The following is a 16,297-nucleotide window of genomic DNA, read 5'->3' on the forward strand; positions in this document are numbered from 1 at the left end:
CCCGCCGGCAGTCTGGACCCACCGGGACCCGGGCGGCGCACTCCGCCCGGGTCACTGGAACCCGAGAGTCCAGCCGACCCCGATGGAGGCCGATCCACCATGTCCACCACGTTTCTCTCCGGTATCGCCCGCACCACCGAGCCCCGGACCATGCTGCGCCGCTTCCTGCTCCTCGACGCGGTCGTCACCGGAGCCAACGGCTTGGCCTACGCCGCGGTTCCCGGCACCGTTGCCCGACTGACCGGGGTGGGCGAGGGGCCCCTCCTGGTCCTGGGGATCTTCCTCATCGGATACGCGCTCGCGGTCGCAGTGGTCGGCGCCCGGCGCAACCCGCCCGCGTTCCCCGTGAAGCTCGTGATCGAGTGCAATGCGCTGTGGGTCGTGCTGAGCCTCGCCTCACCCCTGCTCTGGTTCGACCCGACCGTCGCGGGTTCGGTGTGGATCGTGCTCCAGTCGCTGGTGGTGGCGGCTTTCGCCGCGCTTCAGTGGGCGGCTCTCGGGGCTCGGGAGACCCCCTTCAGAGGGTGAGCGAGCGCAGGAATTCGACGGTCGCCGGGTCGGCGGGCAGGAATGTCTCGATGGCCAACTCGGCGACCGTCACGTCCATGGGGGTGTTGAAGGTGGAGATCGAGGACACGAAGGAGAGCACGTGCCCGTCGTGTTCGATCTGCATCGGCAGCGCGAAGTAGGGATGCGGGGCGAACTCAGGGCCGGCCTTCATCGGTTCCCCGCCCGGCGGTGTGGGATAGCCGGCCACCTCCTCGTACACGGCGCGCAGTTCCCGGGAGCGGACCAGCGCAATCTGACGCTCCATCTGGGCCAGGAGATGGGCGCGCCACTCGCGCAGATTCCGGATGCGCGGGGCCAGGCCCTCGGGGTGGAGCGTGATGCGCATGGCGTTGAGCGGCGGTGTCAGCAGATGGTCCGCGACCCCCTCCAACAGCATGCCGATGCCGCGGTTCGCAGCCACCACGTCGTAGACGCCGTTGACGACGAGCGCCGGATAGGGCTCGTAGCCCACCAGGAGCCGATCGATTCCCTCGCGCAGCCCTGTCATCGCGGGATCGGCGAGGGGTGTCTCCGTGTACTTGGGCGCATAGCCCGCGGCCAGGAGCAGCGAGTTGCGTTCCCGGACGGGTACGTCGAGGTGTTGGGCGAGGCGTAGGACCATCTCTTCGCTGGGGCGGGAGCGTCCCGTTTCGATGAAGCTGATGTGCCGGGCGGAGGAGTCCGCGCGCAGGGCCAGTTCCAACTGGCTCACCCGTCGCCGCTCGCGCCAACCGCGCAGGAGCGGACCCACTTCCGTCGTCCTCGATGCGGCAGTCGTCATGTCTCGACGGTAGTACGCCGGATCAGGCGGGGGAGTGCCAGGGGCGGGTCGACTCGGTCAGTCCTGCCAATCCTTCGCTTTGCCGAGCAGGGCCGCGAGGCCGGCGTCGATGTCGAGGGCCTGGCTCTCCGACTCCGTCGGGACCGTGGCGTACGAATGGAGCAGGAAGTGCCGCAGTCGACCGCTGGCAAAGCGCAACAAGGCCACTCCCTCGGCCGAGCGCAGTTCCACCATCGTGTGCGTACGGTTGTAGGGCCAGATGTGGACATCGCCCTCACCCGACGGCGTGTGCAGTCCTGAATCCAAGAGTGCACGGGCGAAGGTCCAGGTGACGCACGCCCCGTCGAGGGAGACCGCGGTGGGGAAGATCATATGGACCGCAAGCGGGTCCTGGGCGTCGTAGTTCAGACGGACGGTCACGGTCACGGGCTCGGGTGCGTCGCTGATGAGGTGGGCCGGGACCGGCTCTTCAACAGTGGGGAACATCGAGGCGCTCCTCTGTGGCTGCTTGGTCAACTCCTCGTGGGCTACGACGCAGTTCGGCTCCGGGAAACTCCACCAGAAGGACGATCGTATGGTGTGACCTATGTCACTCTCGCTGGTCGGTGTTGTCTTCGCCCAGCTCAGACGGGGTCGATGGGGCGATCCTCAAGGGTGCACGGCTGGACCGCGCAGCGGACTCCGTACGACATCCAGGTGATTCCCTGACGACAACGGGCCCGACAGCGCCCTCGATCGATGGCCGTGGGTGCGCACTCGTGTGACGGCGCGGGGATCGGGCCGGGCCGAACCGTGGCCCGACGCGGCACTGTGTCGTCGCCGGCAGGCTGTGCCCCGTCCTCGCCGTCAGACGGGGGCACCGCCGAACCGGCGGCCTCCTTGCGGACCGCATCGGTGACGTAGGGCGAGCGCAGTATCTGCGACAGTCGCACCAACCCCTCCCGCCCGGGACTGAGCGCTGCGGTCAAGGCATGGACACCCGCCTGTGCGGGATCCGAGCCCTCGCCCGGTGGCTGGCCGTCGCGGCGTGCCTCCACCGCCGTGACCACCATCGCCGCCACGCCCACCGCCTTGGCGTACCGCCGGGGCGCGTAGCCCACGACCGCCGATGCATAGGCCCGGCGCCGCACACGGTCGTCGAGGTACGGCTGGAGCCTGAGCAGTTCGTCGTGAATCACCGTCTCGCGGACCGTCAACCGCAGTTCGGGCGCCGCCCACCAGGGAATCCGAGGGCGCCTCGGCACCTCTGCACCCGGTTGCGCGCGGCTGAGCCAGTGCCACAGCGCACCGAGGCGGGTGTACGTGAGGCCGGCTTGGAGGGCTGCCGTGACCCGCGGTGCGAGGAGCGGCACCAGGAACCCGATCGCCGTGGTCAGCCCACCGGCCGAGGCCAGCAGCGGCGCGGCCGTCGTACTGAGCACGTCCCAGTCCCCGCCCGCCCATCGAGCGCTGATCGCGGTCAGCTTGGCCGCCCCGAAGGAGAGGTTGAAGAAGAATCCCGCCACCAACAGACACAGCCCCACCCGCAGCCACTGGCCCACCGCCCGCGCCCACAGGAGGCACATCAGCGTGGTCACGGCGGCTGCCACCGTGTGCGCCAGCAGATAGAGGACGATCATCTCCCGCAGGAACGGGGTGTGGGCGTAGTACGTGTCGAAGTCCCGCAGCCGCTCCACCGGGGCTTCCCCGAGGACAAAGAGGACGGGAAGGACGGCGATCACCGTCCCGTACGCCGCGATCCAGCCGCGGGTCACCCGTCTGACGCGCTCCGGAGGGCCGCCGCGCCAGTACGCGATCAGGACCAGACAGGTACAGCTGAACGCACACAGGAAGCAGTAGACGAGTGGGGCGGCGATGTTGGGCGTATCCGTGAGGCCGTTGATCAGGGCGATGGTGGCGGGGGCGGCGAGGACGAAGCAGGACGTGGCGGTGAACAGCAGGAAGTGCACCGAGCGTACGAGCGGATCACGCCAGCCGCGGCGCAGCGCGGGCAATCTCGCGGCCAGGGCGATGGCCAGGAGGACGGACGGGAGGTAGTAGTCGCTGTTGCGCATGGTTCAGCCTTGGCGGTGTCCGAGAGATGCCTGGATACGCTGGGCGAGTGCGCTGGTGGGTGCGGTGTCGCCCGGTCGTTCCAGCCAACGGCGCAGTTGGGCCCCGAGCTCCAGTCCGAAGGTTTCTGCTTCCGTCTCCTGTGCCTGGCGGAAGTCGGTGCGCGCGGCGAGTTTCGCCACGGTCGGCAGGCCGGTGTTGTCGGTGGCCAACCGGGCGGCGGTGGCCGTTCCATCAGGTGCCCGGTTGGCGGGGTCGACCAGCACGGCGGGATGCGCGCTGCCGTGTCCGGCGACCATGTGCCAGACCTCATGGCCGAAGATGATCAGTTGGTGGAGGGGCGAAGTGGTCGCCTGGACGCAGATGACATCCCGGTCCGCCATGTCCAGATAGAGCCCGCTGGCCGTCTGTGGAGGGAAGTCGACCAGATGGAGGACCACCGGCCTGCCACGCCGTTCGCTGAGCCGGGCGCACAGGGCGGCGAAGACATCCTCGGGTCCGACCGGCCTGGCCTGTTCGATTGCACGGGTCAGTTCGTCGCGAAGCTGGCGCATCGCGCTCTTGGTGCCCACTCCGCTCCCCTGCTCGACGACCTCGGCCTGCGCCCACACCGTATCGAGGCCGAGGGGGTGTGGGCGCGGACTCCCGGTAACGTGCTGAGGAATCCGGACACGATCAGGTGATGTCCGGCGGATCCTGTTGTGCCGCGCGATCCGGTGCGCGGTGTGCCCGTGCCGTGGTTCCGTGTCGCTTTCCGGTGACTTCGACCCGGGAGCCCGGACCCGAGGCGCTCCGATCGGCCGGTCCGGACTCGTGCCGTACTGCGGCCGGTTCACGTGGGCCGCCCCCGCCACCGTCCAGGCCGTTGGGGTCGCTGTGTTCGTGCGGTTCGCTGTGTTCGTCGGGGTCGAGGTATCCGAGCTCCCGTCGGGTCAGCGGCGGTCCCGACAGCCGGGGCCGCAGTGGCCCCCGTACCGCTCCGATCAGCACATCCGGGCGGATCAACCGGTCGAAGCCGGACTGGAGCGTCATCACGTCCGTGAGCGCCTTGGCCATGGAGTACGAGCCGGTGGAGGTGGTGACGAGCCGGTTGACATAGCGGCTCACCAGCCGATCGACGGCGTTGGGGAGCCGGCCCCTTGAGCCGGGGTAGAAGATGTCCTGCCCGGTCGCGAGCGCCCATGCCACCTGGGCGGGCCGGGCGATCGCGCGCTGGGCGCGCCGGGCGAGCCCCGGGGCGGTGACCCCGGCCCGGCGCAGTTCGTCACGGAGTGCGACCGCTCCGAGCGCCGCTACCGACATGCCCTGCCCGTAGATCGGGTTGAGCGCGGCGACGGCGTCGCCGACCGCCACAAATCCCTCGGGAAGGTGTCGGCACCGCTCGTAGAGCCGCCGTCGGTTCACCGTGCTGCGCGTCACCGTGATCCCGCTCAACGGCTCGGCGTGCGCGAGGAGCTCTCCCACCAGCGGATGGCGCACACCTTTGGCGAAATCCAGATAGGTGGTCTCGTCGTTCGTCGGTTCGCCGCCGCGGGTACCCGACAGACTCACCAACCAGCGCTGGTCCTCTATCGGCATGATGCTCGCGGACTGGCCCGGCCCGGGCAGCCGGGCGTCCGGTTGGATGACGAAGACCGGCGAGTCCTCGGAGCCGACCGGGGCGCGGTAGACCCTGCTGGCGTACGCCACACCCGCATCGACGGCCAACTCCCTGACCGGCCCGACCCCCAGCTCCCGCAACCATCGGGGTCCCAGTGAGGAACGGCCCGAGGCATCGACGACAAGATCGGCCGTCAACAGCTGCTCGGAGCCGTCCCTCAACCGTATTCGGACCCCGTCGACCCGCCGTGCATCGCCCGTCAGACCCAGGGGTTCGGCCTCCTCCACCACGGTGACACGCGGCTGATGGACCACCAGGTCTCTGATCGCCCAGTCCAACAAGTCCCGACTACAGGCGATCAGATAGTGCGATTCCGGCCAGCGTCGATACCACCCCCCGGGTGACAGCGAGACCATTCCGGTGGGCAGCGGAACGCGCCGGGCACCAGCGGCCAGCAGTTCGCCCGTCACCCCGGGGACGAGTGACTCGACGGCGTCCGCGCCACCCGACCACAGTGCGTGGAGGTGCCGTGCCTGCGGCAGTCCCTTGCGGGGGAGCGGCTCCTTGGGCAGGGAGTCGCGCTCCACGATGGTCACCTCGTCCACGAACGCCCGGCACGCGGCGGCTGCCAGAACACCCGCGAACCCTCCTCCGATGATCACTGCCCGACGCACCCGGGCGGCTCGCGGGGATCTGAAGGGTTCACTCATGAGTTGCTGCTCTCCGACAAGGCCGCCCGGCGGCACGCTTCATGGACGAGGGGCGAACGGCGCAGTGCCAGCGACATCTGCACAAGGTCATCCGCTTGGGTGGAAGGCTGCACGGACTCCTTGCCCTCGACAAGGGTCGTCCGGCTGGGGTGTGCCGCCTGTACTTCGCCGGCCGCGGCGACCATCGCCGCGTCAGCGAGGATGCGGGCCCGGTCAGGAGGATGCCCCTGGGCCAGGGCCTGGCCGTGGACTTCGTCGTGGATCGCCGAGTCGAAGTACGGCCGCAGACCGATGATCGCGTCATGGATGGCGGCCTCGCGCTGGGTGAGGCGCAGCTCCAGCGAGGCCCAGAGGCCGATGGCCACCGCCGATGTGCCGCTGCCGGAGGCGCCCGTCAACTGCCGTTCCAAGGTCGCGAGACGGTGGTAGCGCACGGCCGTTCGCCAGCCGATGCCGACCCGTTGGGTCACCAGCGGGAGGATGAAACCACCGCCCACCAGCGGGGCCGCCACCGAGGCCAGCGGACGGGCCACATCGGTGGACAGGGTGTCCCAGTCGTGGCCGGCCCAGCGGGCACCCACGGCCGACAGCTTCGCCACATCGAAGCCGAGGTTGAGGATGTACCCCCCGAAGATCAGCAACAGGCCGACCCGGAGCACGCCCTTCACCTGGAGCGACCAGCGCCAGCACAGCACGGTCATCACGACGGATGCCACGCTGTGCGCCAGGAGGTACAGCACGATCATCTCGCGGATGAAAGGGGTGTTGGCGTAGTAGGTGTCGAGGTCCTCGCGCCGTTCCACCGGTGCGTCCCCGAGGATGAACAGCACGATCAGAGCGATGATCACCAGCCCATAGGCGATCACGCAGAACGACGAGGCCCTTCGCGTCGCTTCCGTGGTGCCACCGCGCCAGATGATGATCAGTACGACACAGGCGCCGCTGAAAGCGGTCAGTACCGCATAGACCATGGGGGCGGCGAGGTTGGGCACCCCTGAGATCCGGTTGATCGCAGCGACCGTCGGAACGGCCGCCAGCAGGAACACCAGACTGGCGACGAGGAGCAGACCGCAGACCGCGCGCAGCAGGATGTCGTGCCGATTGCGCACCAGGGCCGGGAGCTTCACCAGGAAGGCTCCGAAGAGGAGCGCGGCGGGGGCCGTCATGCTCACGTCGTCCATGGGGCACCACCTCGTCCGGGGTGCACGGCGACGCCGGCCGTCGGTCCTCGGCGTTCCGATTCCGGGCGTGCGCTCGATCGGCGCGCTGCCCCGTCCATGCTCCGCACGGCCCACCCCCGGTTCTGCCCGACGCTCTCAACTGCCCTTGAACGGACACTCGTCGGGCTCCTCCACCCACGTGTCACCGTACGCCGCGGGCTGTGCCCCGCGTCCCTCGGTCCCTCGGGGCGGACTTCCGCGCGCTGGGGGATCGTGGGGGCGGGTACGTATGCCGCGATGTAGTGCATCAGTATGCAACAGGCTTGATACGTCACGACAGTTGACCGGGTACCAGTCCCTCAGGACGGCTGTGGGAGGGCGATCGGTGCCTGGTCGGCACCCCTCGATCAGGCCGCTTGCGGAGGTCCCTCCGTGGCGTGGGCGACGCAAGCCTGCGAGAGGTACGGGGCCGTCCCGCGAGGGGACCGTTCCCAGCGGAGTCGCGGTCACGGCCCGAGCTCCCGCCGTGACCGCGTTCCTGAGGGGCGGTGGCGCATACACCGCACAGGCGTACAGCCGTTCGAGATCGCCCCGGGCCGGACGGGCTCGATCCGCCCGTGGATTCCGAACCGCCCTGGGATGCGGTGCTCCGAGGTGCGGGGCACCATGGCCCCATGCTGCTGGCTCGACTCGCCGACGTGTCCCGGGACGTGGCCGCGACGTCAGCGCGTTCGCGGAAGACCGAACTACTGGCCGAGCTCTTCTCGGACACCGACCCCGCGCTGGTCCCCCTGGTCATCTCCTACCTCGCCGGACGCGTCCCCCAAGGTCGCATCGGCATCGGATGGAGCACCCTCAAGGAGCCGCCGCCGCCCGCCCGCGACGCCACCCTGACCGTCTTGGGCGTCGATCGGGCGCTCACCGCGCTCGCCGCACTCCAGGGCCCCGGCTCCCAGGGGGAGCGCAGACGCCTGGTGGCGCAGTTGATGTCCGCCGCAACCGCCGAGGAGCAGCAGTTCCTCACCCGGCTGCTGATGGGGGAGGTGCGGCAAGGGGCACTCGACGCCATCGCCCTGGAGGCCGTCGCCCGGGCCGCGAACGCGCCGCCGCCAGCTGTGCGCCGTGCGGTCATGCTCGACGGCTCCCTCCCCCGGGTCGCACGAACGCTCCTCGCCGAAGGCCCGGACGCCCTCGCCCGGTTCCGGCTCAGGGTCGGCACCCCCGTACACCCGATGCTCGCTCACACCGCGAAGACGGTCGGCGATGCCGTACGAACGCTCGCCGCCCCCTGTGCGGTCGAGGAGAAGCTCGACGGCATCCGTATCCAGGTCCACCGGGATGGTGCGCTGATCCGTATCTTCACCCGGTCGCTCGACGACATCACCGATCGGCTGCCCGAGGTGAGCGCGGCGGCACGCGGCATGGGAAGCGACCCCTTCATCCTCGACGGTGAGGTCATCGCGGTGGACGCGTCAGGCCGACCCGTGCCCTTCCAGGAGATCGCCTCCCGGGTGGGGTCGCGCACCGACGTGGCTGCGGCCCGTGCCGCGCTGCCCGTGTCGCCGGTCTTCTTCGACGTCCTGACCGCGGACGGCGAGGACACCCTCGACCTTCCCAGCGCCGAGCGCCATGCCGTCCTCGCCCGGGTCGTTCCCGAGCCGATGCGCATCCGGCGGACCGTGGTCCTTGACCCGTCGGACGATAGGCAGCTCACCGAGGCCGAGGAGTTCATGGCCGCCACCATGCGGCGCGGCCATGAAGGCGTCCTGGTCAAAGCGCTCGACGCGCCCTACTCGGCGGGCCGCCGCGGACGCTCCTGGTTGAAGGTGAAGCCCGTACACACCCTTGATCTGGTGGTCCTCGCCGCCGAATGGGGGCACGGTCGCCGTACCGGGACGCTCTCCAACCTCCATCTGGGCGCCCGCACCGCGGACGGCACCTTCGTGATGCTCGGCAAGACCTTCAAAGGACTGACGGACGAGATGTTGCGCTGGCAGACCGCCCGACTCGGTGAACTGGCGCTCGACGACGACGGATTCACGGTACGGGTGCGCCCCGAGTTGGTGGTGGAGATCGCCTACGACGGGGTGCAGCGCTCGTCGCGCTATCCGGCCGGGGTCACCCTGCGGTTCGCCCGGGTGTTGCGCCACCGCCCCGACAAGTCCGCCCGCGAGGCCGATACGGTGGACCGGCTGCTCGAAGACGGCCCGGTGGTCGCGCCACCGGAGGCGGGGGCATAGCGCCACGCAGGAGCCAGGAGCCAGGAGCCAGGAGCGCCCGCGCCCGGACCCCTACCACTGCCTGCGCTGCCGCGGAAGCTGTGCGCCGAAGCTGCCCGTCGGCGTCGCCGCGGTCCGTCGAGCGCCGACTCAGCGGACCACGGCAACCCGGATCACTCCTTCCAGGCGCCCTCCACCACCGCGTCCCGGGCGAAGTCCACGAAGTCCTTCGCGGCGCGCCCCAGCAGCTCGCGCACGGTGTCGGTGGTCGACGCGTTGTGCCCGCCCATCAGCATGGTGCACAGCGCCGCCAGCCAGGCGGCGTCCGGCTCGGGGAATCCGACCTGCTGGAGCAGGGCGGCGAACTCGTTCTCCAACACCGGCAGATACTTCACCTCGCGGCCGAGCGCGGCCCCCAGGTCCGTGGCCGCCTGCCCGAACGTGAGCAGCCGCGGGCCGGTGATCTCGTACGTCTGGCCCAGATGGCCGTCCTCGGTCAATGCGGCCACCACGACGTCGGCCAGGTCGTCCACGTCGATGAACGGTTCGGGCGTCTGCCCTCCGGGAAAGGCGATCGCCCCCTGGGCGACACTGTCCGCCAACACGCCTTCGGAGAAGTTCTGGGCGAAGAAGGCCGCTCGTACGACCGTCAGCGGCACCCCCGACTTCCGTAGCGCATCCTCCGCCGTCACCGCTTCCGGCTCACCGCGGCCCGACAGCAACACCAGGCGCTGCACTCCTTGCGCCGCGGCCACCTGGCCGAAAGCGCTCATAGCCTCGACGGCTCCGGGCGCCGCGAGATCGGGGTAGAAGGCGACGTACACCGAGGTCACCCCTTGCACCGCCGGGGCCCAGGTCGCCGGGGACTCCCAGTCGAAGACGACCTCGCCCGCACCGCTCCCGGGGGTGCGGGAACCCGCCCGGACCGGGGTGCCCCGGGTGCGCAGCCGCGCCGCCACCCGTCGGCCCGTCTTGCCCGTCGCCGCCGTCACCAACACCGTGTCCTGCTCTGCATTCGCTGTCATGACACCAGGTTCGATCATCCATCGTGGACGATCCATGCTCCAGAGGCTCAGTTCCATACGTATCCGTCTAGGATGCTTCCATGGATGCACTTGCCGGACTGTTGGACGGGCCTCGCGCCCGTGAAGCCTTCCTGCTCCGCATGGTGATGTCCCCGCCCTGGTCCATTCGGGTCGAGGACGAGGCACCCTTGTCCCTGATGTGCCTGACCGAGGGGGCCGCCTGGATCGTCCCCGACGGCGGGGACCCGGTCCGACTCCACCCCGGTGATCTGGCCGTCATGCGCGGTCCGGTGCCCTACACCGTCGCGGACAGCCCCGACACCGCACCTCAGGTGGTGGCCGGCCCCGGCGGTACCTGCCGCACCCTGTGGGGGGAGCCGCTCGACCAGGCCATGCGCATGGGCGTACGAACCTGGGGCAACGACGAGCACGGCTCCACCGTCGTCCAGGTCGGCACCTACCAGGTGCAGAGCGAGGTCAGCGACAGACTGCTCGACGCGCTGCCCCCGCTGGTCCACCTCCCCGCCGACACCTGGAAGTGCCCACTGCTGCCCTTCCTCGCCGAGGAGATGGAGCGCGAGGAGCCGGGGCAGAGCGTGATGCTCGACCGGACGTTGGACCTGCTGTTGGTCGCCGCCCTGCGCTCCTGGTTCGCCCGGCCCGAGGCCCACGCCCCGGCGTGGTACGTCGCCCTGGGCGACCCCGTCGTGGGGCGAGCCCTACGGCTGATGCAGAACGACCCGGCCCACCCCTGGACGGTGGCTTCCCTCGCCGGCGCCTGTGGTGTCTCCCGGGCCCAACTCGCCCGACGTTTCCATGAACTCGCGGGCGAGCCGCCGATGACCCACCTCACGCGCTGGCGCCTCGACCTCGCCGCCGATCTGCTGCGCACCACGAACGCCACGATCGACACCGTGGCCCGCAAAGTCGGCTACAGCGGTTCGTTCGCACTGAGCGCCGCCTTCAAACGGGTCCGCGGCATCAGCCCGCAGGAACACCGCACGGGAACCGCATTGCCGACACGGCAACGACCCTCGTCCGCACATCGGTCACGGGCGATTCTGATTCCATGAGCGATCACCGCCACCGGGCAACCCGGCTGGACGGGGGGCGAGTTGACAGGGGTGCCCGCTGCTCCCGACGCCCGGGTGGTGCGGCTCAGGGGCAGGGTTCAAGCTGCCACTGCTGACCGGGGGAGTCGCTGTCCTCCCACTGCTGCACCCGGGCGCCGCCCTCCTTGCTGCCGTCGGCGACCTCCAGGAGGAGCCCGCTGATGAAGCTGACGATGGAGACCGTGCCCGGGGCGTCGAGCCGCTGCTCGACGATCCACTCCTGGGCGCCGAAGTTGTTGGCGCGCCACTGCTGGACGCGGGCCCCGTTCTCGGTGGAGGCATTGGCCACGTCGAGTCGTTTGCCGCTGGCGACGCTCACGAAGTGGTAGAGACCGCCGCCGTTCGGTACCGGGTCGATCTGCCACTGCTGGGCGACGGAACCGTCCTCCACGCCCTGCTGCACCACGGCGCCGCTGCCCTTCGCCCCGCGGTACACCTCCAGGAGCAGTCCACTGCCGGTGTTGCGCACCAGGTACCGGCCGGCCGAGAGGGCCCCGCTCACGTCATGTACTCCTTGCTCGACCCAACACTCACATCGAACAAGTGTACGAGAATATGGGAGGTGTTGCGACCCATGACCGCATGGAAGGACGGGCGGCCCGGGTCGCCGAGGTGAACGACCTGCGTCTCAGGCGACGTTGAAGGTCGCCGGGTCCGGCCCCAGCCGCCGGTCCTCGTTGAGCGCCTTCAGGGCGGCCAGGTCGTCCGCGTCGAGTTCGAACCCGAACACATCGAGGTTCTCCTGGATGCGGGAAGGCGTCACCGACTTGGGGATCACCACATTGCCCAGCTGAAGGTGCCAGCGCAGCACCACCTGGGCCGGGGTGCGGTCGTGCTTGTGCGCCACGGCCACGACCGTGGGGACCTCCAGCAGGCCCTTGCCCTGCCCCAGCGGTGACCATGCCTCGGTCGCGATGCCGTGCCGGGCGTGGAACTCCCGGGAGGCTTCCTGCTGGAGATGGGGGTGGAGCTCGATCTGGTTGACGGCCGGGACCACGGACGTCTTGTCGAACAGCCGCTCCAGGTGCTCCGGCAGGAAGTTCGAGACGCCGATCGCCTTGACCCTGCCGTCCGCCAGGATCTTCTCGAAGGCCCGGTAGGTGTCCGCCGCGGTGTCCTGTGCAGGCATGGGCCAATGGATCAGATACAGATCCGCGTAGTCCAGACCCAGCCGGTCCAAGGATGCGTCGAACGCGCGCAGGGTGGAGTCGTACCCCTGGTCGCTGTTCCACAGCTTGGTGGTGATGAAGAGGTCCTCGCGGGGCAGTCCGGAGGTGGCGACCGCTCGGCCCGTACCGGTTTCGTTCTCATAGACGGCCGCCGTGTCGATGCTGCGGTATCCGGCCTCCAGGGCCGTGGTCACCGCCCGCTCCGCCTCGTCGTCCGGCACCTGCCAGACTCCGAATCCGAGCTGGGGCATCGCGACACCGTTGTTGAGGGTGATGGAGGGGACCTTGCTCACGAGGGGGGAATCCTTACGTCGTCGGTGGGTGCTCTCCCATTCTCCCTGGAAGAACGATCATTCTCGGGAGGTCATTCCCTTGCAACCGACGGTACGGCCAAGGGGAGGCATCTCGCTTTCGTTCGAGCGTTCGATGGGGGTGGTGGAAGGGCGCGATGGCGGTGTGTGCCCGTCGCTCATGGGTCTTCGGGGTTCGGGGAGCACCGTGATCCATATGGGTCGTGTGCGGCCCCGCTCGCGGTGGTCGGCTGCCCGTTGTCGGTTGGGTTGCAGTGAGCAGTGAGCAGTGAGCAGTGCGGGCTCAGGGCGCGTTCGGTTCCCGCTCCACGGTGAGGGTGACCTCGAAGCGCGGCTCACTGGCTACGGCCCCCGCTTCGGCCGCCGGCGTCAGTCCGAAACTGACCTCCATGCCGGAGATCTGCCAGCCGTCCTCTTCGGGCGTCTGTTCCAGCGACCGCTGGGCGATCCGCGATGCCTGGACGATGACCTTTTCCACCTCCGCCGAGCGCTCGCCCGGTGTGGGCGCGGGCCTCGTACCGTCGGTGATCCGACCGAGCGCCACGGTCTCGACCTTGACCTCGGTCATCCGGTGACCTCCCCCGTCAAGCCTGTTCTCCATTGCGTCGTGCCGGCCGTCGTGACCGGCCCATGCGACGTCCGGATGGCACGCTGGGTGGGCCCGTCGGTCTACGGTGACCGGCGCGGCCCAGCCTAGCCATGCGTTCCACCACACGGGGATGCTTCCGGACACAAGATCGAGAAAGCTCGTACCGGTGGGCGGCAACGCATCCCGCCGCTCCTCGTCTCGCTCCTGCGCCGGGACCCGGCTGCCGCCGTGGAGTGTGCGGGGGCCAACGCGCCCTCCTACTCGCGCAGTTCGGTCTCCAACTCGCGCACGAGCGCCGCGGCGTCGTCGAGGACCCGTACCTCCAGGGCGTCCATGTTCGGATCGGCCGCCCTTCGTGTACGGGCCTTCGCCAGGCAGTCGGCGTGGGCTCCCCCCAGATGGATCAGAGGGTCGTGCCGCTGGAGCAGGGAGACGAGCACGGCCCGACCGTGCGTGGCCTCGGCGGTGGGGCCCACGGCGACCTGGGCCAGGATCAACGCCGTCATGGCCCAGTCGAGCGCCGGGTGCCCCTCCTCGGTGTTGCGCCAGTCGATCACCATCGGCCCGCTCGGGGTGAGCATCACATTGTCCGGATGCAGATCCAGATGCAGCACCCGGTGTTCGGGATCGGCGGAGACGCGGGCGGGAATCGTGTGGAGGCGGTGCAGGAGATCGGCGAGCATGGCACCCGTCTGATCGGCGGAGACTGCGGCCTGCCGCATCGCCTTGCGCAGGGTGGGCCCGGACAGTCGCTGCAGGACGAGTTCACCGCGGGTCGCGTGTGAAACCACCTGGGCCTCGGGACCCTGGTTGCCCTCGGACGACCGCACACCCGGTACCGGGTAGCCGTATTCGGCGACATGGCGCATGACGAGTGCTTCGGCGGTTGCGTCGCCCCCATCCCGGTATCGACGCAACACCCATCGGTCGTCGATCGCGAACACATCCGCTGAACGGCCGAACCCGACCAGTTCCCCCAAGCTCATGACGAGAACACTAGTTCAACGGATGCGCCGTCAGTCGGCGCATCCCCCAAGTCCGGCAGCGACCCTGGGCCGTCGGGGCACGGTGCACCGCTGGGGTCGGCCGGACACCCGCGCCCCGGGTGTTCGACGCTGGGTAGGCGGCCGGGTCGACGCGGCGCTGTCGCCGTGGTGCCTGCGGTGTGCGTGCCCCGGCGTCAACGGTAGAGCGCCGCCACTTCCGCGGTGTACGCCTCCTCGATCGCCCTGCGCTTCAGCTTGAGTGATGGGGTCAGCAACCCCTGTTCCTCGCTGAAGGGCTGGGCCAGTATCCGGAACGTCCGGATCGCCTCCGCCTGTGACACCAGGGAGTTGGCCGCGACGACGGCCCTGCGGATCTCCGTCTCCAACTCCGGGTCCCGCACCGACTCGGCCGGGCCGAGCGGGCTCCGGCGTCGCATCCTCAGCCAGTGCTCCACGGCTTCCTGGTCCAGGGTGACCAGGGCCGCGATGTAGGGGCGGTCATTGCCGACGAGGAGGCACTGTGAGACCAGAGGATGGGCCCGCACCCGTTCTTCCAGTACGACCGGGGACACGCTCTTGCCGCTGGAGGTCACCAGTACCTCCTTCTTCCGCCCGGTGATGGTCAGATAGCCGTCGTCGTCGAGGGAGCCGAGGTCCCCCGTGGCCAACCACCCCTCGCGCAGCACGGAATCGGTGCCCTTGCGGTCGTTGAGGTAGCCGGCGAACACATGGGGTCCGTGCAGCCACACCTCGCCGTCCTTGGCTATGTGGACGGTGGTCCCCGGGACGGGCTGTCCCACCGTGCCGTAGCGGGGACGTTCCGGCGGGTTCACCGTCGCCGCCGCCGTCGACTCCGTGAGCCCGTAGCCCTCGTAGACCGGTACACCCGCACCCGCGAAGAAGAGCCCGAGTCGCCGCTCCATGCCCGAGCCCCCGGACATGGCGTGGCGCACCCGGCCGCCCATCATCTCGCGCAGCTTGGTGTACACGGCCTTGTCGAAGAACTGGTGTTGCATCCGCAGTGACGCGGACGGTCCGGGACCGAGTCCGAAGGCGCGGTGTTCCACGGCCTCGGCGTAGCGCACGGCGACTTCGACGGCGCGGTCGAACGGGCCGATCCGCCCTTCCGCCTCCGCCCTGCGCCGTGCGGTGTGGAAGATCTTCTCGAAGACGTACGGCACGGCCAGGAGGAACGTCGGCCTAAAGGTCCGTAGGTCCGGGAGCAACTCGGCTTCACGAAGGCTCGGTTGGTGTCCGAACCGCACTCCGCTGCGGATCGCGGCGACCTCGACCATCCGGCCGAAGACATGGGCTAGGGGCAGGAAGAGGAGGGTGGCCGGCGAACTGCTCGGGCGGGTGCGGAACAGCGGCGCCCAGCGGGCCGCCAGGGTGTCCGCTTCGAACATCAGATTGGCGTGCGAGATGACACAGCCACGGGGCCTTCCGGTGGTGCCGGAGGTGTAGATCACGGTGGCCGTGGAGTCGGGGGTCACCGCACGCCGGTGCCGGTGCACCACCTCGTCGTCGATGTGCGCACCCGCTGCGACCAGGCGGCCCACCACACCGGCGTCGAGTTGCCACAGCCGCTTCAGGAGCGGCAGCCGTCCGATGACCGATCCGACCGTCATCGCATGGTCCTCGTGCTCGACCAGGCAGGCCGAGACTTCGGCGTGGTGCAGTATCCACAGGACCTGTTCCGTGGATGAGGTGGGGTAGATGGGGACCGACTGGGCCCCGACCGTCCAGATCGCGAAGTCGAACAGCGTCCACTCGTACCGTGTACGGGACATCAGCGCCACGCGATCGCCGAAGCGCACTCCCTGGGAGATGAGCCCCTTGGCCAGCGAGAGCACCTCGTCCCGGAACTGGCCGGAACTGATGTCGCGCCAGATGCCGTCCGCGTCCTTGCGCCCGAGCGCGATGTGACCGGGATCGTCCCGGGCGCGGTCGAAAACGGCATCGGCCACTCCACCGACCAGGGGCGATGTGTCCAATGGCGGGACAGTGAACTCGCGCAAGGGCCTGCTCCTTGTG

General features: G+C 69.5%; 15 protein-coding genes. 3 read left to right on the forward strand and 12 right to left on the reverse strand.

Going from position 1 to position 16,297, the window contains the following annotated elements; translation table 11 throughout:
• Window positions 1-99: 99 nt before the first annotated feature.
• The gene (locus OID54_RS30835) at window positions 100-528 is read left to right on the forward strand and encodes a hypothetical protein (protein ID WP_329024879.1); all 429 of its coding nucleotides are present in this window, start codon (window positions 100-102) and stop codon (window positions 526-528) included.
• On the opposite strand, the gene OID54_RS30840 is transcribed toward OID54_RS30835, so the two are convergent.
• From OID54_RS30840 to OID54_RS30865, 6 genes are all read right to left on the reverse strand, one after another.
• Entirely contained in the window at window positions 518-1,330 is an 813-nt protein-coding gene (locus tag OID54_RS30840; protein ID WP_329024881.1) for a helix-turn-helix domain-containing protein, read from the reverse strand. The genes OID54_RS30835 and OID54_RS30840 overlap by 11 nt on opposite strands.
• Before the next feature lie 57 nt (window positions 1,331-1,387).
• Window positions 1,388-1,816 (reverse strand): SsgA family sporulation/cell division regulator, encoded by a 429-nt coding sequence (locus OID54_RS30845; protein ID WP_329024883.1) that lies wholly within the window; start codon window positions 1,814-1,816, stop codon window positions 1,388-1,390.
• A 137-nt stretch (window positions 1,817-1,953) separates the two neighbouring features.
• Complete coding sequence (locus OID54_RS30850; protein ID WP_329024885.1) at window positions 1,954-3,384, reverse strand: MAB_1171c family putative transporter; 1,431 nt, start codon at window positions 3,382-3,384, stop codon at window positions 1,954-1,956.
• Between the two features lie 3 nt (window positions 3,385-3,387).
• A complete protein-coding gene (locus OID54_RS30855; protein ID WP_443055803.1) occupies window positions 3,388-3,936 on the reverse strand; it encodes a hypothetical protein in 549 nt (182 codons plus the stop codon).
• Between the two features lie 121 nt (window positions 3,937-4,057).
• Window positions 4,058-5,692, reverse strand: a complete 1,635-nt coding sequence (locus OID54_RS30860) for an FAD-dependent oxidoreductase (protein ID WP_329024889.1) — start codon at window positions 5,690-5,692, stop codon at window positions 4,058-4,060.
• A complete protein-coding gene (locus OID54_RS30865) occupies window positions 5,689-6,873 on the reverse strand; it encodes an MAB_1171c family putative transporter (RefSeq protein WP_329024891.1) in 1,185 nt (394 codons plus the stop codon). The genes OID54_RS30860 and OID54_RS30865 overlap by 4 nt, the downstream gene beginning before the upstream one ends.
• A 653-nt stretch (window positions 6,874-7,526) precedes the next feature.
• On the opposite strand from OID54_RS30865, the gene OID54_RS30870 reads away from it, so the two are divergent.
• Complete coding sequence (locus OID54_RS30870; RefSeq protein WP_329024893.1) at window positions 7,527-9,092, forward strand: ATP-dependent DNA ligase; 1,566 nt, start codon at window positions 7,527-7,529, stop codon at window positions 9,090-9,092.
• Between the two features lie 152 nt (window positions 9,093-9,244).
• Here the strand turns inward: OID54_RS30870 and OID54_RS30875 are convergent, their stop codons facing one another.
• On the reverse strand, window positions 9,245-10,096 hold the full coding sequence (locus OID54_RS30875) for an NAD(P)H-binding protein (protein WP_329024895.1): 852 nt from the start codon (window positions 10,094-10,096) through the stop codon (window positions 9,245-9,247).
• Window positions 10,097-10,176: 80 nt separating this feature from the next.
• On the opposite strand from OID54_RS30875, the gene OID54_RS30880 reads away from it, so the two are divergent.
• The gene (locus OID54_RS30880; protein ID WP_329024896.1) at window positions 10,177-11,169 is read left to right on the forward strand and encodes an AraC family transcriptional regulator; all 993 of its coding nucleotides are present in this window, start codon (window positions 10,177-10,179) and stop codon (window positions 11,167-11,169) included.
• Between the two features lie 85 nt (window positions 11,170-11,254).
• Here OID54_RS30880 and OID54_RS30885 read toward each other — a convergent pair whose 3' ends face one another.
• The 5 genes from OID54_RS30885 to OID54_RS30905 all read right to left on the reverse strand — a co-directional run bounded on the left by OID54_RS30885 (window position 11,255) and on the right by OID54_RS30905 (window position 16,281).
• Window positions 11,255-11,710 (reverse strand): RICIN domain-containing protein, encoded by a 456-nt coding sequence (locus OID54_RS30885; protein WP_329024898.1) that lies wholly within the window; start codon window positions 11,708-11,710, stop codon window positions 11,255-11,257.
• Between the two features lie 126 nt (window positions 11,711-11,836).
• A complete protein-coding gene (locus tag OID54_RS30890; protein WP_329024900.1) occupies window positions 11,837-12,670 on the reverse strand; it encodes an aldo/keto reductase in 834 nt (277 codons plus the stop codon).
• Between the two features lie 301 nt (window positions 12,671-12,971).
• On the reverse strand, window positions 12,972-13,256 hold the full coding sequence (locus OID54_RS30895; protein WP_329024902.1) for a hypothetical protein: 285 nt from the start codon (window positions 13,254-13,256) through the stop codon (window positions 12,972-12,974).
• Window positions 13,257-13,534: 278 nt separating this feature from the next.
• On the reverse strand, window positions 13,535-14,263 hold the full coding sequence (locus OID54_RS30900; RefSeq protein WP_329024904.1) for a phosphotransferase: 729 nt from the start codon (window positions 14,261-14,263) through the stop codon (window positions 13,535-13,537).
• A gap of 194 nt (window positions 14,264-14,457) precedes the next feature.
• Window positions 14,458-16,281, reverse strand: a complete 1,824-nt coding sequence (locus OID54_RS30905) for an AMP-dependent synthetase/ligase (RefSeq protein WP_329024906.1) — start codon at window positions 16,279-16,281, stop codon at window positions 14,458-14,460.
• Window positions 16,282-16,297 lie beyond the last annotated feature (16 nt).

The organism is Streptomyces sp. NBC_00690, from assembly GCF_036226685.1.
GTDB lineage: Bacteria > Actinomycetota > Actinomycetes > Streptomycetales > Streptomycetaceae > Streptomyces.